Origin of the sequence: Enterobacter sp. BNK-34 (genome assembly GCF_048684445.1) — a bacterium.
Taxonomy (GTDB): Bacteria; Pseudomonadota; Gammaproteobacteria; order Enterobacterales; family Enterobacteriaceae; genus Enterobacter; species Enterobacter pseudoroggenkampii.
The window spans coordinates 1,253,613-1,276,516 of the sequence record NZ_JBLQUA010000001.1 but is presented as its reverse complement, the minus strand read 5'-3'; the positions used below and the strand labels follow the sequence as shown (position 1 = coordinate 1,276,516).

The 22,904-nt window shown below is 57.0% G+C and carries 18 protein-coding genes, 1 tRNA gene and 3 pseudogenes; 11 read left to right on the top strand and 11 right to left on the bottom strand.

All coding sequences use genetic code 11. The features are described from left to right. Positions 1-186 precede the first annotated feature (186 nt). On the top strand, positions 187-804 hold the full coding sequence (locus ACMGG5_RS06330) for a trimeric intracellular cation channel family protein (protein WP_023334014.1): 618 nt from the start codon (positions 187-189) through the stop codon (positions 802-804). A 2-nt stretch (positions 805-806) separates the two neighbouring features. Here the strand turns inward: ACMGG5_RS06330 and ligB are convergent, their stop codons facing one another. Beyond that, positions 807-2,477: an NAD-dependent DNA ligase LigB gene (ligB, locus tag ACMGG5_RS06325; RefSeq protein ID WP_420277613.1), complete on the bottom strand. Its 1,671-nt coding sequence runs from the start codon at positions 2,475-2,477 to the stop codon at positions 807-809. A gap of 251 nt (positions 2,478-2,728) precedes the next feature. Here ligB and gmk point away from each other — a divergent pair, with 251 nt between their 5' ends. Genes gmk through recG form a run of 5 tightly spaced genes read left to right on the top strand, consistent with a single transcriptional unit; the run spans position 2,729 to position 8,595 of the window. Beyond that, positions 2,729-3,352, top strand: coding sequence for a guanylate kinase (gmk, locus tag ACMGG5_RS06320; protein WP_008502674.1), 624 nt, complete (start codon positions 2,729-2,731; stop codon positions 3,350-3,352). A gap of 54 nt (positions 3,353-3,406) precedes the next feature. Continuing rightward, positions 3,407-3,682 carry a DNA-directed RNA polymerase subunit omega gene (gene rpoZ, locus ACMGG5_RS06315; RefSeq protein WP_000135058.1) on the top strand — a complete coding sequence of 92 codons (276 nt, stop codon included), beginning with the start codon at positions 3,407-3,409 and terminating at the stop codon, positions 3,680-3,682. 19 nt (positions 3,683-3,701) lie between these two features. Then, positions 3,702-5,816 (top strand): bifunctional GTP diphosphokinase/guanosine-3',5'-bis pyrophosphate 3'-pyrophosphohydrolase, encoded by a 2,115-nt coding sequence (gene spoT, locus ACMGG5_RS06310; protein WP_024906643.1) that lies wholly within the window; start codon positions 3,702-3,704, stop codon positions 5,814-5,816. Between the two features lie 4 nt (positions 5,817-5,820). Beyond that, entirely contained in the window at positions 5,821-6,510 is a 690-nt protein-coding gene (gene trmH / locus ACMGG5_RS06305) for a tRNA (guanosine(18)-2'-O)-methyltransferase TrmH (RefSeq protein WP_420277612.1), read from the top strand. A 3-nt stretch (positions 6,511-6,513) separates the two neighbouring features. After that, positions 6,514-8,595 (top strand): ATP-dependent DNA helicase RecG, encoded by a 2,082-nt coding sequence (recG, locus tag ACMGG5_RS06300; protein WP_420277611.1) that lies wholly within the window; start codon positions 6,514-6,516, stop codon positions 8,593-8,595. Between the two features lies 1 nt (position 8,596). Here the strand turns inward: recG and gltS are convergent, their stop codons facing one another. Further along, positions 8,597-9,799, bottom strand: a complete 1,203-nt coding sequence (gltS, locus tag ACMGG5_RS06295) for a sodium/glutamate symporter (protein WP_061716221.1) — start codon at positions 9,797-9,799, stop codon at positions 8,597-8,599. 226 nt (positions 9,800-10,025) lie between these two features. On the opposite strand from gltS, the gene xanP reads away from it, so the two are divergent. After that, the gene (gene xanP, locus ACMGG5_RS06290) at positions 10,026-11,417 is read left to right on the top strand and encodes a xanthine/proton symporter XanP (RefSeq protein WP_023309879.1); all 1,392 of its coding nucleotides are present in this window, start codon (positions 10,026-10,028) and stop codon (positions 11,415-11,417) included. A 119-nt stretch (positions 11,418-11,536) separates the two neighbouring features. Then, the gene (locus tag ACMGG5_RS06285; RefSeq protein WP_420277610.1) at positions 11,537-13,231 is read left to right on the top strand and encodes an AsmA family protein; all 1,695 of its coding nucleotides are present in this window, start codon (positions 11,537-11,539) and stop codon (positions 13,229-13,231) included. A gap of 84 nt (positions 13,232-13,315) precedes the next feature. Here the strand turns inward: ACMGG5_RS06285 and yicI are convergent, their stop codons facing one another. Together yicI and ACMGG5_RS06275 are read right to left on the bottom strand one after the other, a co-directional pair. After that, positions 13,316-15,634 carry an alpha-xylosidase gene (gene yicI / locus ACMGG5_RS06280; RefSeq protein WP_420277609.1) on the bottom strand — a complete coding sequence of 773 codons (2,319 nt, stop codon included), beginning with the start codon at positions 15,632-15,634 and terminating at the stop codon, positions 13,316-13,318. Positions 15,635-15,646: 12 nt separating this feature from the next. Continuing rightward, a complete protein-coding gene (locus ACMGG5_RS06275) occupies positions 15,647-17,038 on the bottom strand; it encodes a glycoside-pentoside-hexuronide family transporter (RefSeq protein WP_420277608.1) in 1,392 nt (463 codons plus the stop codon). A 288-nt stretch (positions 17,039-17,326) separates the two neighbouring features. Here ACMGG5_RS06275 and ACMGG5_RS06270 point away from each other — a divergent pair. Next, a tRNA-Sec gene (locus tag ACMGG5_RS06270) sits at positions 17,327-17,421 on the top strand. Between the two features lie 203 nt (positions 17,422-17,624). On the opposite strand, the gene ACMGG5_RS06265 is transcribed toward ACMGG5_RS06270, so the two are convergent. Next, complete coding sequence (locus tag ACMGG5_RS06265) at positions 17,625-17,843, bottom strand: toll/interleukin-1 receptor domain-containing protein (RefSeq protein WP_267217701.1); 219 nt, start codon at positions 17,841-17,843, stop codon at positions 17,625-17,627. A 134-nt stretch (positions 17,844-17,977) separates the two neighbouring features. Here ACMGG5_RS06265 and ACMGG5_RS06260 point away from each other — a divergent pair. Beyond that, positions 17,978-18,189: pseudogene (locus ACMGG5_RS06260) on the top strand (hydroxyacid dehydrogenase); the annotation flags it as partial. Here the strand turns inward: ACMGG5_RS06260 and ACMGG5_RS06255 are convergent. The 6 genes and pseudogenes from ACMGG5_RS06255 to ACMGG5_RS06230 form a co-directional block, all read right to left on the bottom strand. Further along, positions 18,188-18,285: pseudogene (locus ACMGG5_RS06255) on the bottom strand (GNAT family N-acetyltransferase); the annotation flags it as partial. The pseudogenes ACMGG5_RS06260 and ACMGG5_RS06255 sit on opposite strands and share 2 nt — an antisense overlap. A 91-nt stretch (positions 18,286-18,376) precedes the next feature. After that, on the bottom strand, positions 18,377-18,664 hold the full coding sequence (locus ACMGG5_RS06250; RefSeq protein WP_061716225.1) for a DUF6966 domain-containing protein: 288 nt from the start codon (positions 18,662-18,664) through the stop codon (positions 18,377-18,379). A gap of 439 nt (positions 18,665-19,103) precedes the next feature. Beyond that, positions 19,104-19,202: pseudogene (locus ACMGG5_RS06245) on the bottom strand (type VI secretion system tube protein Hcp); the annotation flags it as partial. A 634-nt stretch (positions 19,203-19,836) separates the two neighbouring features. Next, on the bottom strand, positions 19,837-20,280 hold the full coding sequence (locus tag ACMGG5_RS06240; protein ID WP_061716227.1) for an acetyltransferase: 444 nt from the start codon (positions 20,278-20,280) through the stop codon (positions 19,837-19,839). A 102-nt stretch (positions 20,281-20,382) separates the two neighbouring features. Beyond that, a complete protein-coding gene (locus tag ACMGG5_RS06235) occupies positions 20,383-21,381 on the bottom strand; it encodes a class I SAM-dependent methyltransferase (protein ID WP_157188413.1) in 999 nt (332 codons plus the stop codon). A gap of 78 nt (positions 21,382-21,459) precedes the next feature. Further along, positions 21,460-21,984, bottom strand: coding sequence for a lipocalin family protein (locus tag ACMGG5_RS06230; protein ID WP_024906654.1), 525 nt, complete (start codon positions 21,982-21,984; stop codon positions 21,460-21,462). A gap of 117 nt (positions 21,985-22,101) precedes the next feature. On the opposite strand from ACMGG5_RS06230, the gene ACMGG5_RS06225 reads away from it, so the two are divergent. After that, positions 22,102-22,827, top strand: a complete 726-nt coding sequence (locus tag ACMGG5_RS06225; RefSeq protein WP_090420330.1) for a MerR family transcriptional regulator — start codon at positions 22,102-22,104, stop codon at positions 22,825-22,827. The last annotated feature ends 77 nt before the right edge of the window (positions 22,828-22,904 follow it).

The window sequence follows — 22,904 nt, the reverse complement described above, 5'->3', positions numbered from 1 at the left end:
GACTGCACCACCCATTATTTTTTCTAATCCATATCAACATCCGTTTTTACGTTTTACCGCCTATCACCAAGCCTGCTCAAAACAAATTAATAAAATTTTATAGGGCAACCTGACTCGCCTTAGAAAATCTCAATCGTGATCTTGCGCACAAATCGCTAACCTCCCCGCGTTCACACCGGAGGGTATATGCTGCTTCACATCCTTTATCTCATTGGCATCACCGCAGAAGCCATGACCGGCGCGCTTGCCGCCGGACGTCGCCGTATGGACACCTTCGGCGTAATCATTATTGCTACCGCGACCGCGCTTGGCGGTGGTTCCGTGCGCGATATCCTGCTTGGCCATTACCCGCTCGGCTGGGTTAAACACCCTGAATACGTGATTATTGTGGCGACTGCTGCCGTGTTAACCACCATCGTGGCGCCCGTTATGCCCCATCTTCGCCGCCTGTTCCTGGTGCTTGATGCGCTGGGGCTGATCGTCTTTTCGATCATCGGTGCGCAAATCGCGCTCGATATGGGGGAAGGACCGGTTATCGCTACCATTGCCGCCGTGGTCACAGGCGTATTCGGCGGTGTGCTGCGCGATATGTTCTGCAAGCGCATTCCTCTGGTCTTTCAAAAAGAACTGTATGCCGGCATCTCCTTTGCGGCAGCGGTGCTTTATATCGCCCTGCAGCATTACGTTTCTAACCATGATGTGGTGGTCATCTCGACGCTACTGTTTGGCTTTACGGCCCGCATGCTGGCGCTGCGCCTGAAGCTCGGGCTGCCCGTTTTTCATTACAAACACAGCGCACACTAGTTTCAGAACCCGTTGATGCGCTGTTCAGCGAGCCATTTCGCCAGTACATCAATCTGAGGCGCGAGCATCCAGTTAACGATTTGTCGCGCTTTTTCCTCTCCCGTTCCCGGCAGGGCCTGCCAGTCCTTTGCGTTGCGCCCGTTCATCTTCTCCCACGATACGTCTCCCATCGCCTTCAGCGAAGCCTGCGTCATTGGCACACCCAATGCCATGAGCCAGCGGATAAACGGCTTCTCGCGCACCAGATTAAATCGGTGCCAGAGCGCCAGCCCGCGTGCTGAGGAAAACCCCGGTGTAGACTGCAACTGCGCCTGAGTTAATAACAGCCATGAAAAGAGATGTTCAAAATGATGCGCCTGCCAGAGGGTACGCCAGCCTGACTCGCCTAATCCTTCAATATCAAGTACCTGCTTTGAACTGAGCCAGGTCAGCCGGGCAAAGAACTGCTCCATACACTCCGGGGAAGCGTAGAAACAGCTAAGCGAATGATAACGCGAGGCCGGAGGCTCTGGTTTATGTCTGTCCGTCCCGCGCCAGAGCACTTTATCAAACCGGGGGATACCCTGCCCGGCCAGGCTGATCTGTATCTGATCCCCCGGGGCAATATCCAGTCTCTGCCAGCGCCCAACCGAGCCCAGGCTCACCCGCTGCACCTGTTTATCATCCAGTTGCACGGGTTCCAGCGTTGCTACAACGGAAATTTTGCCCGTTCGCCCCACGGAAAAATGAATATTACTCACCTCAGCAACCTGGGCTGTAGGCGCATATTTCCACGCAACGACCCAGTTGCCTTCTCCCGGTAACCAATCTTCGCCCGCAGGTTCATCCTCCGAACGCACCACAATGCCATCCGTGGCAAAGGGTAATGCGGTCACGTGCCAGGCCGCGCGCTGTTTCTCGACGCCATCAACAGATTCGGCGGGAAGCGTATACCGTGCCGACAGCGTAAAACCAGCCTGAGACAGTTCAGCTAAAGAGGTCTGCATATCTTTCGGTCCGTCCGGCCAGGCCCAGATGAATATGCCGATCTTGCTCAATAGCGAGTTATCCTTTTGCCGCATCATCGCCCCCGCCACCTTTGCACGAGCGTTCATTCCGCCCATCTGCTGCTGAATGTGGTTGTCGCGCAACCAGAAGAGCTCGCCCTGTAAGACGCTGTTCGCCAGCTTGCCGGTGAGCTTTTGCGGAACAGACGGGACTAAACGCACCTTCCCGGCCCAGTCTTCCCCTTTCAGGCCATCACCACGACTGATGGCCTGGGTTAACTTCCCGTCACGATAGACCAGCGTCACCGCCACACCGTCAACTTTCGGCTGCAGCCACAGATGCTGTCGGGCACGCATCCACTGTCTCAGTTCCTCTTTGCTGGCCACCTTATGCACGCCCGTGTGGGCAACAGGATGTTTTACGCTCCCCGTCAGCGCGGGGAGTTTCTCTTCTGAAGGCTCACTGCCAAAACAGCGCTGCCACTGCGTTAAACGCCCGTGAAGCTGGTCGTAAACCTCGTCGTTGATCTCGCTCACGCCCTGCTTCCAGTAAGCCTCATCCCAGCGTTTGATTTGCGCGCTTAACGACGCCATCTCTTTCTCTGCTTTTGCCTGCGACCACACCGGACACATCGCCGCGCCATAACCGCACCACAACAGCATTAACCCGCTTATCCATCGCCACATCGCTACCCCTCCTTTGCGTTGCAGGAGGTATACCCGGATGCCTGAAACAACGCTAACGGCAACGTTTCGCATTGCGAGACGCTATCCAGTATTTCTTTTGGTTGCTGAAAACCACAGATAAAACCTGAAAACGGCACGCAAAATTCAATAATCGAGGGGAAAAAGTGTGACAAAGGCTACGTCACACGGCGGTGACGTGTATAATAAGCCCGTATGTAGGACTTCTTCGTTAACACATACAAAAGACTCTCATGGCTCAAGGCACGCTTTATATTGTTTCTGCCCCTAGTGGCGCGGGTAAATCCAGCCTTATTCAGGCACTGTTAAAAACCCAACCGTTGTACGACACACAGGTTTCTGTTTCTCACACCACGCGCCAGCCGCGTCCGGGTGAAGTGCACGGTGAACACTATTTCTTTGTGGATCACGACGAATTCAGAGCGATGATCGGCAGAGACGCGTTTCTTGAACACGCTGAAGTATTTGGTAATTACTACGGTACTTCGCGTGAAACCATTGAGCAGGTTCTGGCCACGGGCGTGAATGTGTTCCTGGATATCGACTGGCAGGGCGCACAGCAAATTCGCAAGAAAATGCCTGACTCGCGCAGTATCTTTATTTTACCGCCATCGAAAGATGAGCTGGATCGCCGTCTGCGTGGCCGCGGTCAGGACAGCGAAGAAGTGATCGCAAAGCGTATGGAACAGGCTGTTGCAGAAATGAGCCATTACGCGGAATATGATTACCTTATTGTGAATGATGATTTTGATGCCGCATTGAGCGATCTCAAAACCATTCTTCGTGCAGAACGTCTGCGTATGAGCCGCCAGAAGCAGCGACATGACGCATTAATCACCAAACTGTTGGCAGACTGAACCCACTTTCAGTATCATGCCCAGTCATTTCTTCACCTGTGGAGCATTTTAAGTATGGCACGCGTAACTGTTCAGGACGCTGTAGAGAAAATTGGTAACCGTTTTGACCTGGTGCTGGTCGCCGCGCGTCGCGCTCGTCAGATGCAGGTAGGCGGTAAAGATCCGCTGGTACCGGAAGAAAACGATAAAACCACCGTTATTGCACTTCGCGAAATCGAAGAAGGTCTGATCAACAACCAGATCCTCGACGTGCGTGAGCGCCAGGAGCAGCAAGAGCAGGAAGCCGCAGAACTGCAGGCCGTAACCGCTATTGCTGAAGGTCGTCGTTAATTAAACCTGCGGGTCGCCCTTGTATCTGTTTGAAAGCCTGAATCAACTGATTCAAACCTACCTGCCTGAAGACCAGATTAAACGTCTTCAGCAGGCGTATCTCGTTGCACGTGACGCTCACGAGGGCCAGACACGTTCAAGCGGTGAACCCTATATCACGCACCCGGTAGCGGTGGCCTGTATTCTGGCCGAGATGAAACTCGACTACGAAACGCTGATGGCCGCTCTACTGCACGACGTGATCGAAGATACCCCTGCCACTTACCAGGACATGGAACAGCTGTTTGGCAAAAGCGTTGCCGAACTGGTGGAAGGGGTCTCTAAGCTCGATAAGCTGAATTTCCGCGACAAGAAAGAGGCGCAAGCCGAAAACTTCCGCAAGATGATTATGGCGATGGTGCAGGATATCCGCGTCATTCTCATCAAACTCGCTGACCGTACCCACAATATGCGCACGCTGGGCTCACTTCGCCCGGATAAACGTCGCCGCATTGCCCGTGAAACCCTCGAAATCTACAGTCCGCTGGCGCACCGTTTAGGTATTCACCACATTAAAACCGAGCTGGAAGAGCTGGGTTTTGAAGCGTTGTACCCGAACCGCTATCGCGTGATTAAAGAGGTGGTGAAAGCCGCACGCGGTAACCGTAAAGAGATGATTCAAAAGATCCTCTCTGAAATCGAAGGGCGCTTACAGGAAGCGGGGATCCCGTGCCGCGTCAGCGGTCGCGAGAAACACCTGTACTCCATCTACTGCAAAATGGTGCTCAAAGAGCAGCGTTTTCACTCGATCATGGATATCTACGCCTTCCGCGTCATTGTCCATGACTCGGACACCTGTTATCGCGTGCTGGGGCAGATGCACAGCCTCTACAAACCGCGTCCGGGGCGCATGAAAGATTACATCGCCATTCCAAAAGCGAACGGCTATCAATCTTTGCACACCTCGATGATTGGTCCGCACGGTGTGCCTGTTGAGGTGCAGATCCGCACCGAAGACATGGACCAGATGGCAGAGATGGGGGTTGCCGCACACTGGGCGTATAAAGAGCACGGTGGCGAAAGCAGCACGACCGCACAAATCCGCGCCCAGCGCTGGATGCAGAGCCTGCTGGAGCTTCAGCAGAGTGCGGGCAGCTCGTTTGAATTTATCGAGAGCGTTAAATCCGATCTCTTCCCGGATGAGATTTACGTTTTCACCCCAGAAGGTCGCATTGTCGAACTGCCTGCGGGCGCAACGCCGGTCGACTTCGCTTACGCCGTGCATACCGATATCGGGCATGCCTGCGTCGGCGCGCGCGTCGACAGACAGCCTTATCCACTGTCTCAGCCGCTCTCCAGCGGCCAGACGGTAGAAATTATTACCGCGCCGGGCGCACGTCCGAACGCGGCCTGGCTGAACTTTGTCGTGAGCTCCAAAGCACGCGCCAAAATTCGCCAGTTGCTGAAAAACCTCAAGCGTGATGATTCCGTCAGCCTGGGTCGTCGTCTTCTCAACCACGCGTTGGGCGGAAGCCGTAAGCTGGCTGAAATTCCGCAGGAGAACGTCCAGCGTGAGCTGGAGCGCATGAAGCTTACGTCGCTTGACGACCTGCTGGCAGAGATTGGCCTCGGCAACGCCATGAGCGTGGTGGTGGCGAAGAACCTGCAGCAAGGCGACACAACAGCGGTGCCGGCAACCACGCAAAGCCACGGACACCTGCCGATTAAAGGCGCGGACGGCGTGCTGATCACCTTCGCAAAATGCTGTCGTCCAATTCCTGGCGATCCGATTATTGCGCACGTCAGCCCGGGCAAAGGGCTGGTTATCCACCACGAATCCTGTCGTAACATTCGCGGCTATCAGAAAGAAGCCGAGAAGTTTATGGCGGTCGAGTGGGATAAAGAGACCGCGCAGGAATTTATCACCGAAATTAAGGTGGATATGTTCAACCACCAGGGTGCCCTGGCGAACCTGACGGCAGCGATCAACACGGCTTCGTCCAACATTCAGAGCCTGAATACGGAAGAGAAAGATGGCCGCGTGTATAGCGCCTTTATTCGTCTGACCGCTCGCGACCGCGTGCATCTGGCGAATATTATGCGCAAGATCCGCGTCATGCCGGACGTGATTAAAGTCACCCGAAACCGAAACTAGGTTTATGAATTCACAACGTTATGCACGTATCTGCGAAATGCTCGCCAGGCGTCAGCCTGACCTGACGGTCTGCATGGAGCAGGTGCATAAACCTCATAACGTCTCTGCTATCGTTCGTACCGCAGATGCCGTCGGTGTGCATGAAGTGCACGCCGTCTGGCCGGACGGCCGTATGCGAAATACGGTCTCGGCGGCGGCAGGCAGCAACAGCTGGGTGTCTGTTAAAAATCATCACACCATTGGCGAAGCCGTATCGCACCTGAAAGGGCGCGGGATGCAGATCCTGGCCACTAACCTGTCCGCTAAAGCCGTAGATTTCCGCGAGATCGACTACACCCGCCCGACCTGCATTTTGATGGGTCAGGAGAAAACCGGGATCACCCAGGAAGCGCTGGTTCTGGCGGATCGGGACATCATCATTCCGATGATCGGCATGGTCCAGTCTCTTAACGTCTCCGTGGCGTCCGCGCTCATTCTGTATGAAGCGCAGCGCCAGCGTCAGAACGCCGGGATGTACGAGCGCAGCAACAGCATGCTGCCGGAAGAGGAACAGCAGCGCCTGCTGTTTGAAGGTGGCTATCCGGTGCTGGCTCGCGTTGCGAAGCAGAAAAAATTGCCTTACCCCCACGTCAACGCGCAGGGCGAAATTGAAGCCGATGCCGAGTGGTGGGCCACCATGCAGTACGCCGGGTAAGCGATGAAAGGCCGCCTGCTGGATGCCATCCCGCTTAACAGCCTGACGGGCGTGGGCGCGGCGCAAAGCAATAAGCTGGCAAAAATTGGCCTGCACACCATTCAGGATCTCCTGCTTCACCTCCCCCTGCGTTACGAAGACCGCACCCAGCTCTATAAGATTGGCGATCTCCTTCCTGCCATTTACGCCACCGTTGAAGGCGAAGTCCTGAACTGCAACATCACCTTCGGCGGGCGCCGGATGATGACCTGCCAGATCAGCGACGGCACCGGCATTCTCACCATGCGTTTTTTCAACTTCAGCGCGGCGATGAAAAACAGCCTGGCGACGGGCCGCAGGGTGCTGGCCTATGGCGAAGCCAAACGCGGGAAATACGGCGCAGAGATGATCCACCCGGAGTACCGCGTGCAGGGCGATCTCAGCACGCCGGAGCTGCAGGAGACGCTCACCCCGGTTTACCCGACGACGGAAGGCATCAAGCAGGCGACGCTGCGTAAGCTCACCGATCAGGCGCTGGAGCTGCTGGATACCTGCGCCATTACCGAGCTGCTGCCGCCCGAGCTGGCGCAGGGCATGATGAGCCTGCCCGAGGCGCTGCGCACCCTGCACCGCCCGCCGCCAACGCTGCAGCTCAGCGACTTAGAAAGCGGCAAACACCCCGCCCAACGGCGACTTATCCTTGAGGAATTACTGGCCCATAACCTGAGCATGCTGGCGCTTCGCGCCGGCGCGCAGCGTTTCCACGCCCAGCCCTTAAGCCCGCGAGATGAGCTCAAAGATAAGCTGCTGGCCTCCCTGCCGTTTAAACCCACCGGCGCACAGGCGCGCGTCACCGCCGAGATTGAACGCGATATGGCGCTCGACGTGCCGATGATGCGCCTGGTGCAGGGCGACGTGGGCTCCGGCAAAACGCTGGTTGCCGCGCTGGCCGCCCTGCGTGCGATTGCCCACGGCAAACAGGTCGCGCTGATGGCACCGACCGAACTGCTGGCGGAACAGCATGCCAACAATTTCCGCGCCTGGTTCGCGCCGCTGGGCATTGAAGTGGGCTGGCTTGCCGGGAAGCAAAAAGGCAAAGCGCGCCTTGCGCAACAGGAGGCTATTGCCAGCGGGCAGGTGCAGATGATTGTCGGCACGCACGCCATCTTCCAGGAACAGGTGCAGTTTAACGGCCTTGCGCTGGTGATTATCGACGAGCAGCATCGCTTCGGCGTGCACCAGCGTCTGGCATTATGGGAGAAAGGCCTGCAGCAGGGCTTCCACCCGCATCAGCTGATCATGACCGCTACGCCGATCCCGCGCACCCTGGCGATGACGGCCTACGCCGATCTGGATACCTCCACCATCGACGAACTGCCGCCGGGCCGTACGCCGGTCACAACGGTCGCCATTCCTGACACGCGCCGCAGTGATATCATCGACCGCGTGCGCAACGCCTGCACCCATGAAGGGCGTCAGGCCTACTGGGTTTGTACGCTGATTGAAGAGTCGGAACTGCTGGAAGCGCAGGCTGCCGAAGCCACGTGGGAAGAGCTTAAGCTGGCACTGCCGGAGCTGAACGTGGGCCTGGTTCATGGACGCATGAAGCCTGCCGAAAAACAGGCGGTGATGCAGTCGTTTAAGCAGGGCGAGCTGCATTTGCTGGTCGCCACGACGGTCATTGAAGTGGGCGTGGACGTCCCGAACTCCAGCCTGATGATCATCGAAAACCCGGAGCGCCTGGGCCTTGCCCAGCTCCACCAGCTGCGCGGGCGCGTTGGCCGTGGCGCGGTAGCGTCCCACTGCGTCCTGCTCTACAAAGCCCCGCTCTCAAAAACAGCCCAGATGCGGTTGCAGGTGCTGCGCGACAGCAACGACGGTTTTGTGATTGCGCAAAAAGACCTGGAGATCCGCGGCCCTGGCGAGCTGCTGGGCACGCGTCAGACGGGGAACGCCGAATTCAAAGTGGCGGATTTGCTGCGCGATCAGGCCATGATCCCCGAGGTTCAGCGCCTCGCCCGCCACATTCATGAACGCTACCCCGAGCAGGCGGCAGCGTTAATTGAGCGCTGGATGCCGGAAACCGAACGCTATTCCAACGCCTGATTCAGGCAAACATCGGCAGCATCAGGTACAGCTTAATCACCAGCGCGTTGACGATATCAATAAAGAACGCCCCGACCATTGGGACCACCAGAAACGCCATGTGCGAAGGCCCGAAGCGTTCGGTGATCGCCTGCATGTTGGCGATAGCCGTTGGGGTAGCCCCCAGACCAAACCCGCAGTGACCCGCCGCCAGCACCGCCGCATCGTAGTTTTTACCCATCATGCGCCAGGTCACGAACATGGCGTACAGCGCCATAAACAGGGCCTGCACCGCCAGAATCGCCACCATCGGCAGCGCCAGCGAGGCCAGCTCCCACAGCTTGAGGCTCATCAGCGCCATCGCCAGGAACAGCGACAGGCAGACGTTGCCGAGCACCGACACCGCCCGTTCAAACACGCGGTAGAAGCCCATCAGCGCCAGGCCGTTGCTCAGGATCACCCCGATAAACAGCACGCAGACAAACGTCGGCAGTTCAAACGCTGAGCCCGCCAGCCATTGCGCAACCACTTTGCCCACGGTCAGGCAGATGGCGATCGTCGCGATGGTTTCAATCAGCACCAGCGAGGTAATGCTGCGCCCGACGTCCGGCTTTTCAAATGCGGTCGGCACCAGCTCATCGTCCGGCCTGCCGTCCGGCGTGGTGGAGTGCTTAACCAGATACCGCGCCACCGGGCCGCCAATCAGGCCACCCAGCACCAGCCCAAAGGTCGCGCAGGCCATCGCCACCTCCGTTGCGTTTTCAAACCCGTAGCGCTCGATGAACAGCTTGCTCCATGCGGCCCCGGTACCGTGGCCGCCCGAAAGGGTAATTGACCCCGCCAGCAGCCCCATCAGCGGATCCAGTCCCAGAAGCGTCGCCATCCCAATGCCGATAGCGTTTTGCATCAGCAGCAGCCCCACCACCACAATCAGGAATACGCCGAGCACTTTACCGCCCGCCCGCAGGCTCGCCAGATTGGCGTTCAGGCCGATGGTGGCAAAGAAGGCAAGCATCAGCGGGTCCTTCAGGGACATATCAAAATCGATTTCCCAGCCCATGCTTTTTTTCAGTATCAGCAGGGCCAGCGCCACCAGCAGACCACCGGCGACAGGTTCAGGAATGGTGTATTTCTTCAGAAGGGAAACGCTATGTACCAGCTTACGGCCAAGCAGTAAGACCAGCGTTGCGGCAACAAGTGTCGACAACGTATCGAGATGAATCATAGAAGGCTCCTGTTTTGCGCGTGTTCCATACACACGCGGCGTTATCCTGGGCCGGTTTGCGCTCTTCATGAGCTCCCGGCGCGAAAAAGTGTAATTTTTTTTCCCGATACGTTGTAGAAAACCTGCTCACAGCGGCAGATTTTCTTCCCTTTTTTTGCTGGCAATCGTTTGCTTTTACCAGGTGGTCAGATAAAATGCCCGCTTTTACACCGTGGGATTGCCGCCGATGTCCGTTAACACCATAGAGTCGCCTGATGCGCAACCGATTGCGCAGAAGCAAAATAGCGAACTGATTTACCGCCTTGAAGACCGCCCGCCGCTGCCGCAAACGCTGTTCGCCGCCTGCCAGCATCTTCTGGCGATGTTTGTTGCGGTGATCACCCCGGCGCTGCTGATTTGCCAGGCGCTCGGTTTACCGGCGCAGGACACGCAGCACATTATCAGCATGTCTCTTTTTGCCTCCGGCGTGGCCTCGATTATTCAAATTAAAGCATGGGGGCCGGTGGGGTCGGGATTATTGTCGATTCAGGGCACCAGCTTTAACTTCGTGGCGCCCCTGATCATGGGCGGTACGGCGCTGAAAACCGGCGGTGCGGATGTCCCGACCATGATGGCGGCGCTGTTCGGCACGCTGATGCTGGCCAGCTGTACGGAGATGGTGATCTCCCGCGTTCTGCATCTGGCTCGCCGCGTTATCACCCCGCTGGTTTCCGGCGTCGTCGTGATGATTATCGGCCTGTCGCTGATCCAGGTGGGCCTGACCTCCATCGGCGGCGGCTATGCCGCAATGAGCGACCATACCTTCGGCGCGCCGAAAAACCTGCTGCTGGCAGGCGTCGTGCTGGCGATCATTATTCTGCTTAACCGTCAGCGTAACCCTTACCTGCGCGTCGCCTCGCTGGTGATCGCCATGGCGGCGGGTTACCTGCTGGCGTGGGCGCTGGGCATGCTGCCGGAGAACACCGCGCCGACCAACAGCGCGCTGATCGTCGTTCCTACGCCGCTGTACTACGGTCTGGGCATTGACTGGGGTCTGCTCCTGCCGCTGATGCTGGTCTTTATGATCACCTCTCTGGAGACCATCGGTGATATCACCGCCACCTCCGACGTCTCCGAGCAGCCGGTGTCCGGCCCGCTGTACATGAAGCGCCTGAAAGGCGGCGTGCTGGCGAACGGCCTGAACTCGTTTGTCTCTGCGGTATTCAACACCTTCCCGAACTCCTGCTTCGGTCAGAACAACGGCGTGATCCAGCTGACCGGCGTGGCCAGCCGCTACGTTGGCTTCGTGGTGGCGCTGATGCTGATCGTCCTCGGCCTGTTCCCGGCGGTAAGCGGCTTTGTGCAGCACATCCCTGAGCCGGTGCTGGGCGGCGCAACGCTGGTGATGTTCGGGACGATCGCGGCCTCCGGCGTGCGTATTGTCTCCCGCGAGCCGCTGAACCGCCGCGCGATCATGATTATCGCTCTGTCGCTGGCCGTCGGTCTGGGCGTTTCCCAGCAGCCGCTGATCCTGCAGTTTGCACCTGACTGGGTGAAAAACCTGCTCTCTTCCGGCATTGCCGCAGGCGGTATCACCGCTATCGTGCTGAACCTCGTTTTCCCGCCTGAGAAAAATTGATTTCTCTCACGGCAGGCAGTCAATGCCTGCCGTGACATCTAATTACACCATTCCCGCCTTGAGGATTGCGCATAAATCGTGCATAACTCCCATATGTGCGTTTTGCGGGATGGAAGACCATGAAATTTATTGGAAAGCTCCTCATCTATCTTCTGGTAGCCCTGCTCATTGTGATGCTGGCGCTCTACATTCTGCTCCAGACCCGCTGGGGCGCGTCTCAGGTCAGCAGCTGGGTGACGGTGAATACGGATTACGAACTCAGTTTCGACAAGATGAATCACCGCTTTTCGTCGCCTTCCCACATTATTCTGGAAAATGTCATCTTTGGTCGGGACGGTAAACCCGCCACGCTGGTCGCCAAAAAAGTCGATATTGGCCTGAGCAGCCGCCAGGTAACCGATCCGCTGCATATGGACACCATCACCCTGTTCGACGGCACGCTGAATCTCTCGCCGCAGACGGCGCCGCTGCCTTTCCAGGCGGATCGCCTGCAGCTGAACAACATGGCCTTTAACAGCCCGAATACCGAATGGGACCTGAGCGCGCAGAAGGTGACGGGCGGCGTCAGCCCGTGGCAGCCGGAAGCCGGCAACGTGCTGGGGAACAACGCGCAGATTCAGATGAGCGCAGGCTCGCTGACCCTGAACGGCGTACCGGCCACCAACGTGCTGATCGAGGGCCAGCTTAACGGCAAGGAAGTGGTGCTGAACACGATTGGCGCCGATATGGCCCGCGGCTCACTCACCGGCTCCGCCCTGCGCAACGCCGACGGGAGCTGGATTATCGACACCATGCGCCTGAACGAGATCCGTCTGCAGAGCGATAAAACGCTGACGGCGTTCTTCGCGCCGCTGGCCACCATTCCCTCTCTGCAGATTGGTCGTCTGGACGTGACCGACGCCCGGCTTCAGGGCCCGGACTGGGCGGTGACCGATCTCGATTTAAGCCTGCGCAACCTGACTCTCAGCAAAGGCGACTGGCAGAGCCAGGAAGGCCGCTTGTCCATGAACGCCAGCGAGTTTATCTACGGCTCGCTGCATCTGTTTGACCCGATTCTGAATGCAGAGTTTTCCCCGCAGGGCATGGCGCTGCGTCAGTTCACCTCCCGCTGGGAGGGCGGCATGATACGCACCTCCGGTAACTGGCTGCGAGACGGTAAAGCGCTGGTGCTGGACGATGTCGCCATCGCCGGGCTGGAATACACCCTGCCGCAGAACTGGAAGACGCTGTGGATGGAGCCTCTGCCGGAATGGCTGAACAGCGTCACGCTGCAAAAATTCGGCCTGAGCCGCAACCTGGTGATCGACATTGATCCCGCCTTCCCGTGGCAGATCACCTCTCTGGATGGCTATGGCGCAAACCTGCAGCTGGTGAAAGATCGCCAGTGGGGTGTCTGGGGCGGCAGCGCGACCCTGAACGGCGCGGCGGCGACCTTTAACCGCGTGGACGTGCGCCGTCCGTCGCTGGCGCTGAATGCCAACGCCGCCACGTTGAACATTACCGACCTGAGCGCGTTTACCGAGAAAGGTATTCTGGAAGCAACGGCGACGGTTTCGCAGCTTCCGCAGCGGCAGACTACGGTGAGCCTGAACGGGCGCGGCGTGCCGCTCAACGTACTGCAGCAGTGGGGCTGGCCCGCGCTGCCGATTGCGGGCGACGGCAATATTCAGCTCACCGCCAGCGGCAGCGTGCAGGCGAATACCCCGCTTATGCCGACGGTGAACGGCAAGCTGAACGCGGTGAATATGGATAAACAGCAGGTGCAGCAGACGATGACGGGTGGCGTGGTGTCGACGGTGGCTCCGGCACAGTAAATAGCCGGGTGGCGGCTATGCCTTACCCGGCCTACGATCCCATGTAGGCCCGGTAAGCGAAGCGCCACCGGGCATTTTTACGGCTCAGAGGTGAACCACCACCTCATTCCCCTCCGCTTTCACCACCACACCCCACTCGCTGCCCGCGTGTGAGCCGCCTTTCACGCCGCTCACCTTCTGCACGTTGCGCAAGCACACCGACCAGTTTTTCGCGTCTCCCGCGCCGGTAAAGGTCACGATATCGCCCTGACGCGATGCCTTCAGCGTAAACACCACCGCGCCGTCCGCCGCAGGCACTTCGCTCACCGCCGTTGCGCCGTCGTTCAGGTTAAACAGCTGGAAGGCCGTCCCCTCGTGCCACGCGTAGTCCGGCTTCTGGTTGTTGCTGCCCAGCGCCAGCAGCGTGTTGTCGCGCACGTAGACCGGCAGGCTCATGAAATCGTGCTGCTGCTTATGCCAGCGGCTACCCTGAATTTCGTCGTTGTGCCACAGGTGCGTCCAGCGGCCTTCCGGCAGGTAGAACTGCACGTCGCCCGCCTCGGAGAACACCGGTGCCACCATCATTGCATCCCCCAGCATATACTGGCGGTCGAGGTAATCACACGCCGGATCGTCCGGGAACTCCAGCATCATCGCGCGCAGCATCGGCGTGCCGAACTCGCGGGCCAGCGCCGCCTGACGGTACAGGTACGGCATTAGTTGGCATTTCAGCTGCGTGAAGTGGCGCACCACGTCGCAGGACTCGTCATCGTAGGCCCACGGCACGCGGTAGGATTTACTGCCGTGCAGGCGGCTGTGGCTGGAGAACAGCCCGAACGCGCACCAGCGTTTGTAGACGTGCGCCGGGGCGGTGTTTTCGAACCCGCCAATATCGTGGCTCCAGAACCCGAAGCCGGACAGGCCAATCGACAGCCCGCCGCGTAGGCTCTCGGCCATGGATTCATAGTTGGCGTAGCAGTCGCCACCCCAGTGCACCGGGAACTGCTGCGCCCCGACGGACGCGGAGCGGGCGAACAGCACCGCTTCTTCTTCCCCCACCGTCTCTTTCAGCACGTTCCACACCAGCTCGTTATAGATGTAGGCGTAATGGTTGTGCATCTTCTGCGGATCGGACCCGTCAAACCACTGCACGTCCGTCGGGATACGCTCGCCGAAATCGGTCTTGAAGCAGTCGACGCCGATCTCCACCAGGCCTTTCAGCCTGTCGGCATACCACCGGCACGCGTCCGGGTTGGTAAAGTCATAAATCGCCAGCCCCGGCTGCCATTTGTCCCACTGCCACAGGGAGCCATCCGGGCGCTTGAGCAGGTAGCCCTTCGCTTTCAGCTCCTGGAAGATCGGCGACTTCTGGCCAATGTACGGGTTAATCCACACGCAGACCTTCAGCCCTTTCTCTTTCAGGCGGCGGATCATGCCTTCCGGATCCGGGAAGGTCACCGGGTCCCACTCGAAATCGCACCACTGGAAGGCCTTCATCCAGAAGCAGTCGAAGTGGAACACGTGCAGCGGCAGGTTGCGCTCGGCCATGCCGTCGATAAAGCTGTTAACCGTCGCTTCGTCGTAGTTGGTGGTGAACGAGGTGGTGAGCCACAGGCCAAATGACCACGCAGGCGGCAGCGCCGGTCGCCCGGTGAACTGCGTATAGCGGTTCAGCACCTCTTTCGGCGTCGGGCCGTCGATCACGAAGTACTCAAGATATTCCCCCTCCACGCTGAACTGCACTTTGGAGACCTTCTCGGAGCCGACTTCAAACGAGACGTTTTCCGGATGATTCACCAGCACGCCGTAGCCGCGGTTGGTCAGGTAGAATGGGATATTTTTGTAGGACTGCTCGGTGCTGGTGCCGCCGTCGCGGTTCCAGGTCTCGACCGTCTGGCCGTTGCGCACCAGCGCGGTGAAGCGCTCGCCCAGGCCGTAGACCGTTTCCCCCACGCCCAGATCCAGACGTTCGAACACGTAATTGCGGTCGGCGTTGGTATCCTGCACGTAGCCGTTATTTTTCAACTGGCTGCCGGTAATGCGCTGGCCGTTGCGCAGGAAATCCAGCGCCCAGAACTCGCCTTTGGTGACGCGCACGCTGACGCTGCCGCTTTTCAGCTCGGCAAACTCGGCGTTGTTTTCAATCTCTACCTTCACGTCCTTCAGAACGTTCAGCGGATAGTGCGGGCCGTTGTTCAGCGCGCCCTGGAAATGCTCGATGCGCACCCCGACAATCCCTTCCTGCGGGGCAAACAGGCGCACCGTGAACATCAACGTGTCGAGCTGCCAGGTGCGTTCACGCACGTCACGCGGGGCAACAAAGACCACCAGGTCATTACCCTGCTGCTCCACGTCGAACACCTGAACCGGACAGGTCACGTTCAGGCCCGGTTGAATAAGCCAGTTTCCATCACTGATTTTCATACTCTCGTCCTCTTAGTTCTGTAATTCTTTGCTGACCGCCAGGTTTTCAAACTCCTGCTGATTGCGGCGCGCGCCCTGCGCCAGCTCGCCCATGATTTTGGTCAGGAATGGCGTTTTCAGCGTGTAGTAGCGTTTGGCGATAATGGCGCTAAGCACGTAGCAGACCGCCGGGGCCAGGGTAAACAGGCCGATGATGATGCTGATGGTCGCGCTGTTCTGGGTTTTAGCTGCCGCGTCGTAGCCTCCGCCTGCCAGCATCCAGCCGATCATCGCCCCGCCCAGCGCCAGACCGAGCTTCAGCACGAACAGCGTGCCCGCAAAGCTGATGCCGGTCAGGCGTTTGCCGTTGGTCCATTCGCCGTAGTCGACGGTATCTGACATCATCACCCACTGAATCGGCGTCACCAGCTGGTGCAGCACGCCAATGACGAAGATAAAGGCGAACATCAGCACGGTGGCATGCATCGGCACGAAGAACATCGCCACGCTGACCACCGCCAGCGCGGCGTTGGTCCACCAGAAGATGCTGACCTTGCACTTCCAGTCGGTAAGCGGTTTCGCCAGCGCGGAGCCGATCAGGTTGCCAACGCAGTAGGTGGTGAGGAACGCGACGAACACCTCCGGCGAACCCATGATCCAGGTGCAGTAGTACATCATCGCGCCGCCGCGCACGCAGACGGCGAGGATATTGAGGATGGTGAGCACGCCGACGATGCGCCACTGGTCGTTTTGCCAGATGTCGCGCAGGTCTTCCCGCATAGAGGTGGTGCTCGGCGGCACCTGGATGCGCTCTTTGGTGGTGAAGAAGCAGAATGCCAGCATCAGGAACGCGACCACCGACAGCACGGCGATGCCGCCCTGGAAGCCGAACGCCTTATCGTCGCCGCCAATCAGGTTCACCAGCGGCATCATCAGCACCGTAGAGAGCATGCCGCCCGCGGTCGCCAGCACAAAGCGCCAGGACTGAAGGGAGATACGCTGCGTCGGGTCGTTAGTGATTACGCCGCCGAGCGCGCAGTAGGGGATGTTGACCACGGTATAGAGCAGGGTCAGCAGGGTGTAAGTAATGGCGGCATACACCATTTTGCCGTTGAGGCTGAGGTCCGGCGTGGTGTAGGCCAGCACGCAGACGATGCCGAACGGGATGGCACCAAACAAAATCCACGGACGGAACTTACCCCAGCGGCTGCGGGTGCGGTCGGCGATCAGCCCCATGCACGGGTCGGAGATCGCATCCAGCGCGCGCGCCAGCAGGAACATGGTGCCGACAAACCCGGCGGGAATGCCGAAAATATCGGTGTAGAAAAACATCATGTACAACATAACGTTATCAAAAATGATGTGGCTGGCGGCGTCACCCATGCCGTAGCCAATCTTCTCTTTTACTGACAATACTTCGCTCATCTTTTTTTATCCTTCACGCTGTAGGGGGCGCTGAGACCGGTTACAGAGTTTTAAACCATTGTTTCAGGAGCGGGTATTGCGTTTTCTGATTAGCAGATTACGTTTCTTGTTTTTTGTGATCGCGGTAAATGTTGGGAAGCAGAAAGGCTAACATGAGGATTTTCTTAGGAATTACCTGAAACAGGGGGGTACAGGTCAAAAGAGAGGTGAAAAAAGTGGTGTGGGGTATGTGGTAAATGCCTGAAAGTAGCTATAATGCGCCCCGCCTCCATGTAGCAATCGAGGCGCGGAAGATCGTCATCTCCGGTGAGGTGGCTGGACTTCAAATCCAGTTGGGGACGCCAGCGTTCCCGGGCAGGTTCGACTCCTGTGATCTTCCGCCAAAATCATTCCTTTTTATACAAACTTTCTAGTGCTGCCAATAAGTCCCTTAATCCACTGTTAAAATCATTTCTAAAATCTGCGTATTTTTTGTTTTTAACAACTCAGGTATTTTGCAATCTTTCAAAAGTAAAGGAAGCACATGAATACAATTGTGTTGAATTTCATTCCAATATTTTTTTTGCCATTCTCTTTCTACCCATTTTTATGAAACCGCATTTTCAGAAAGAATAACAATTACAAAATCAGCTTCTTCTAGTCCGTCTGAAATTCGCTCGGGAATAATCCCCCCCACTTTTATGTCCCATTCATCCAACCAAGGAGCATACCCATTTGCTTCAAGGTCCATACATAACATCTTTGCAAACGGTTTATCTAATGATGAATGAGAGATGAAAATTTTTGCCCCGTTAGGTTTATTCATATAGCGCTGCTCCACAATTTGGTCCAGAAGAGTAGTTTCAATGTAATGTAATTCTGAAAAATAACTGCACAATTTCTTATATGATATTTTATTGTATGGAGAGCACAGTTTAGTGAGTTCAGCTTTACGATTTATTACGAGACAGGCAAACCAAACTCGAGCAGTTCCTGCAATTTAACGACCGGACGTTTTAGAAGGGGCAGGCAAGATCAGCAAGAAAGTGGCTGATGAAAAGGCGTGCTCAGAATACATTGAGTTTGAAAAAATGCAGCGCCTGCTGAAAGAAGCCGAGGGTGAGAAAGATATCGTCGGCTTATTAAAATGGGATAAGCAGGCTAAGCGCTAATCCCGGTCCCCCGGCTCGCATCATCCACAAACAGCATTTCAATGCGGTTTCATCCATGCCTAAAAAGCCGTGAATAACGCCTGCGTCATCCAGGGCTGAGCGCGACGATTAACTCCGTGTAACTGCCGGTGGGCAGCAGGACAGGGCTGATATTCAGCCCTGTGACAGTTATTTTCAGCGACATCTTTCAGATATTACGCTCTGAGATCTCTGCTTTTATTAAGCTGTATAGCTTATCTGATAACTCATTAAGGGTATTGTTTTCAGCTTGCAGCATTTTGCCGTTATTTTGCAATATTAAGTCGTTAAAGGAACCAGCCCCTCTGAAAATAGACCTAATACCTAACACGACCTGGTCATAATCAGAATCCAGGTGCTCACGATAATAAATTAGTCTTTTTGACCAAACACTTTCATCACAAGAGACAAGTAATTCAATGATTTGATTAAGTAACGTATGTATTTCTGATTTCATTTCAATCCCCCAAAATTAACCGTCTCTACGCCTGGAATATTCCAAGGCGCAGGGATTACGACTTGCTCAGTACCTCCAGGGAAAATATCAGACTGGTAGCCCACCTCTCCGACATATACCTTCGATCCTGCAGGAATTTTTATCTCATAAAAACTATCGATCACAGATTCAGAACCGTCAGGCCATTTTGGTAACACAGCCTTATCGACACGCGTCTGTAGTACTCCTAAAGGTCGTTCATAACTGAAAAATCGACCCAACTCTGTGCCGCTTTGACCACCTCTAAAAATGTGGTGTCCTGGGACAATGTTATTCCCTTGTAAGCTCCGCCTGAGAATGTTTCGGCAAAGCGCTCATTTAATGGTCCGGGCTTTATCATCGAGTATTCACCCTCGACTTTTCCCAGAACATGGAGATTGTTAAGCTCACTCGCCGCCCCCAGTCTGCCAAGGCCAAGACCCGCAGCAACAGAAGCGCCAGCAATAACCAGCCCTTTATTGTCCATAACCTGATTGTAACCCGCTGGCGCATCGCCGCCGGGCGAACGTGATATCCCGGGCGTTTCAGTTGCCGGGACAGGAGATGGCTGAGCCGGGTATGAAGGAACAGCGGCAGATCATTGCGAAGGTCACCGGATGTCGTCAACACTCCCGAAATAGCATGCCCGGTTATGTCTTTTCTCAGCAGAACGAGCTTCCCAGATTTGATGTCGGCAAGAGTGTCACGGTATGCCATCCACGGATGCTGCCAGTGAAACGGTTGATAACGGCTGACAAACCGGGTATAGCCCTGTGGTAAATTCCACTCCTGAATTATGCGGTTGGGCAGTGCAGTTTCTGCGAGATCTCCTGCCGCAGTGTCCGGATGGATAATGTGAGGAATGTCCTCAAGGTAGATGTCGTCCAGTGACATTGCCTGACTGTGATGAAGCATAGTGTCCCTTTTACGCTGCCGTTATACGCCCAATTATTGCGCATTCCAGGCAACAGGCAAAGACCCCTAATGCCCCGCGGTTGATTGACCACATACCCTGCCTGGGTTATGTCTGACCGGAGATGGACCAGAAAACGTCCGCTACGAGCGAGGAACTGAAGTTCGCAGTTACTCTCAAAGTCGATGAAGAAATTGCCAGCATTACTGTGTATTAATCAATGGGGAGCAGGTCAAGGGCGTTAAGCCTGTCCACCCAACCGCATATGCAACAGCGGAAACGGATTCCCCTGCCCGTCCAGTTCCGAGCGTCCGACCTGCTCAAACCCCATATGGCGATAAAATCCCACGCCCTGCGGGTTCTGCTCATTCACGTCCACTTCGTTCGCGCCGAACGCTGCGATGGCGTGTTGCAGCAGAAATTTCCCGACGCCCTTCCCCCGGCTCGCGTCATCAACAAACAGCATTTCAATACGGTTTTCATCCACGCCTAAAAAGCCGTGAATAACGCCTGCATCATCGCGAGCCATCACGACCTTGAGGTTAGGCAGATAGGCGTTAAGCAATAACGGGCGCAGCGCCGCAATATCGCTTTCCTGCAAAAAATGATGGGTGGTGCGGACGGAGGATTCCCAGATCGCGACCAGACGTTCGAAGTGTGAGGGGAGTGCGGTTTCTATTTTCATGGGGGGATCATGTTTGGAAAACCGAATTATTTCAAGCCACGCTTTGCGGTCTGTTCCCCCCTCACCCTAACCCTCTCCCTCAGGGAGAGGGAATCGATCGCGCTAAACCCTAATCTCCATCACCGCGTACACCCCGTCCTTAGGCACGACCACGGTGACGTTTTCCACCGGCACGCCCGCCGCGAGGTGGATATCCTGCAGCTGCTGCAGCGTCCTCGGGTGAATATCCTCCCAGCCGATACCACGCAGCACAAAGTCAATGTGCGGGCTACTGGTGAGCATGTTCGACACAATCACCGCCCCGCCGGGCTTGACCAGCCGCAGCGCGCGCTGGAGAAAAACCACCGCATCGGTATCGTTGAAATATTCGAAGATCCCCAACGCATCGACCAGTTCGGCCTGATGCTCGCCCAGCTCCAACAGCAGGTCCTCGTTACGCACCAGCGTATGGAGCAGGTTGCGCCTGAGCAGCGTCAGCTGTTCACCCACCACAATGCCTTCCTGCGCCGCCATGGTTTCGGCCCAGCTGAGCGCAACGGGGTCTTTGTCTACCAGCGTGAGATAGACCTGCTGGCCGTCGAGCTTTGCTTCACGCAGCGCCTCCAGCACCGGAATGGCGGCACCGCTCGCGAGGCTGACCCAGTTGTTCTCGCTCTCATTGTGAATGTACTTATCCACCAGCGCGGCCAGCACCCTGGCGCGGGAACGCACGCCAACCGCATCGTTAGCGTGGATAAACCACTGGCGGCTGTCGCTGTCCATTTTAGTGCCGTCGGGCAGGCGATCTTCCAGCGGGTTTTGCACCACAAACAGCGCCAGCGCGGAGGGCACCAGCCGGGTGCGCCACGCGGTGAGCGCCGGGCGGTTGCGGAAGGCCTGTTCGGAATAGCGGTTCTGCGGGACAAGCACGGCCTGCCCGCCCTCGTCGTATTCCACCCTCGGCGGCCGGAGCGCTGGCTCGGCTTTCAGGGCGCGGTCAAGGGAGGCGATCTCGCGGGCAGCATCGTCTTTCATCGGCCACTGGTCGCTGACGTCGGGAAATGACGCGCTGAAAATCGTCATATTTTCCGGTGCATCGCCGCGAAAAGGCTGCCAGTTCATGTCGACTTCCCTCCGTTAGGCTTTTAACGGAAGTCTATCCAGGCGAGCCAGTAATGCCCCAGGAAGAAAGCACGATTTTTATTGCTTCACCCACACCAGCTGGTCAACCCGGAAGCCCAGACTGCGCGCGATGTTCAGGTAATCCTGCTTCACCGCATCCGGGATCGTTGGCGTGCGCGACAGGATCCACAGGTAATCGCGGTTCGGGCCGCTGACCAGCGCGTACTGGTACTTATCGTCGAGCTTGATCACGTTATAGCCGCCGTAGAATGGGCCGAAGAAGGAGACCTTCAGCGCGGCCGTGGTCGGTTCGCCGGTAAAGTACGCTTTCCCCTCGCTCTCATTCCATTTGTTCTTCACCGGATCGTAACCCCGGTTGAGCACGCTGATGCCGCCGTCGCTGCGCTTGCCGTAGGTGGCGGTTACCTGCTCCAGCCCGCGTTCAAAGCGGTTTTCCAGACGGGCGACCTCATACCATTTTCCGAGATAGCGGCTGGCGTCAAAACCGGAAATAGGCTGCACGCCCTTCGGCGGCGTGGGGGATTTACAGGCGACCAGCGTCAGCGCAATGGCAACACCGGTCACAACAGGCCATAGCTTCATGAGAATTCCTTTCATTTGCACGGTTGGACGTTAAGTGTAGTGCACCGTTTCGGCGCTTCATCCCGTTCGGGAAAATTCGTAGTATATTGAGAGTATTCCTCCACTCTGGACACGGACATGGCTTACTCCATCGGCGAATTCGCCCGACTCAGCGGCATCACCGCCACCACCCTGCGGGCGTGGCAGCGTCGCTATGGTTTACTCAAGCCACAGCGCACGGAAGGCGGACACCGCCAGTACAGCGATGAGGACGTCCAGCAGGCGCTCAAAATCCTCGACTGGGTAAAAAAAGGCGTTCCGATTGGCCAGGTCAAACCGCTGCTGGAACGCCCGACGCCGGGCCGGACCAACAACTGGCAAACCCTGCAGCAGAACATGCTGCAACGCCTGCAGGACGGCAAAGTCGAATCCCTGCGCCAGATGATTTACGACGCCGGACGCGAGTACCCAAGGCCGGAGCTGGTCGCGAACGTGCTGCGCCCGCTGCGCAGCCAGGTTTCGGCCAACGTCGCCGCCGCCATGACCCTGCGCGCGATCCTCGACGGCATCATCATCGCCTACACCTCGTTTTGCCTCGAAGGCGATAAAAAAGCGCCGGGCGATAATATTCTGCTCAGCGGCTGGCACCTCAACGACGCCTGCGAAATCTGGCTCGAAGCCCTAACGCGCACCGGGCAGGGCCACCGGATCGACATCCTGCCGGTTCCGCCTGACGCGCTGGCACCGGAAATTTTCCCGGAGCGTAAATGGCTGCTGGTCACCAGCGGCAAACTCACCGCCGGGCGGAAAAAGCAGCTGGAGCAGTGGCAGCAGCAGGTATCGCTTGAAGTGATTATCCTCTAATCATTTTCTCCTGCGGGAATCTTCACGAAAAGTTGAATATTTTCCCGCGCCGCAGATGCTAACGTTTTTCTGTGACG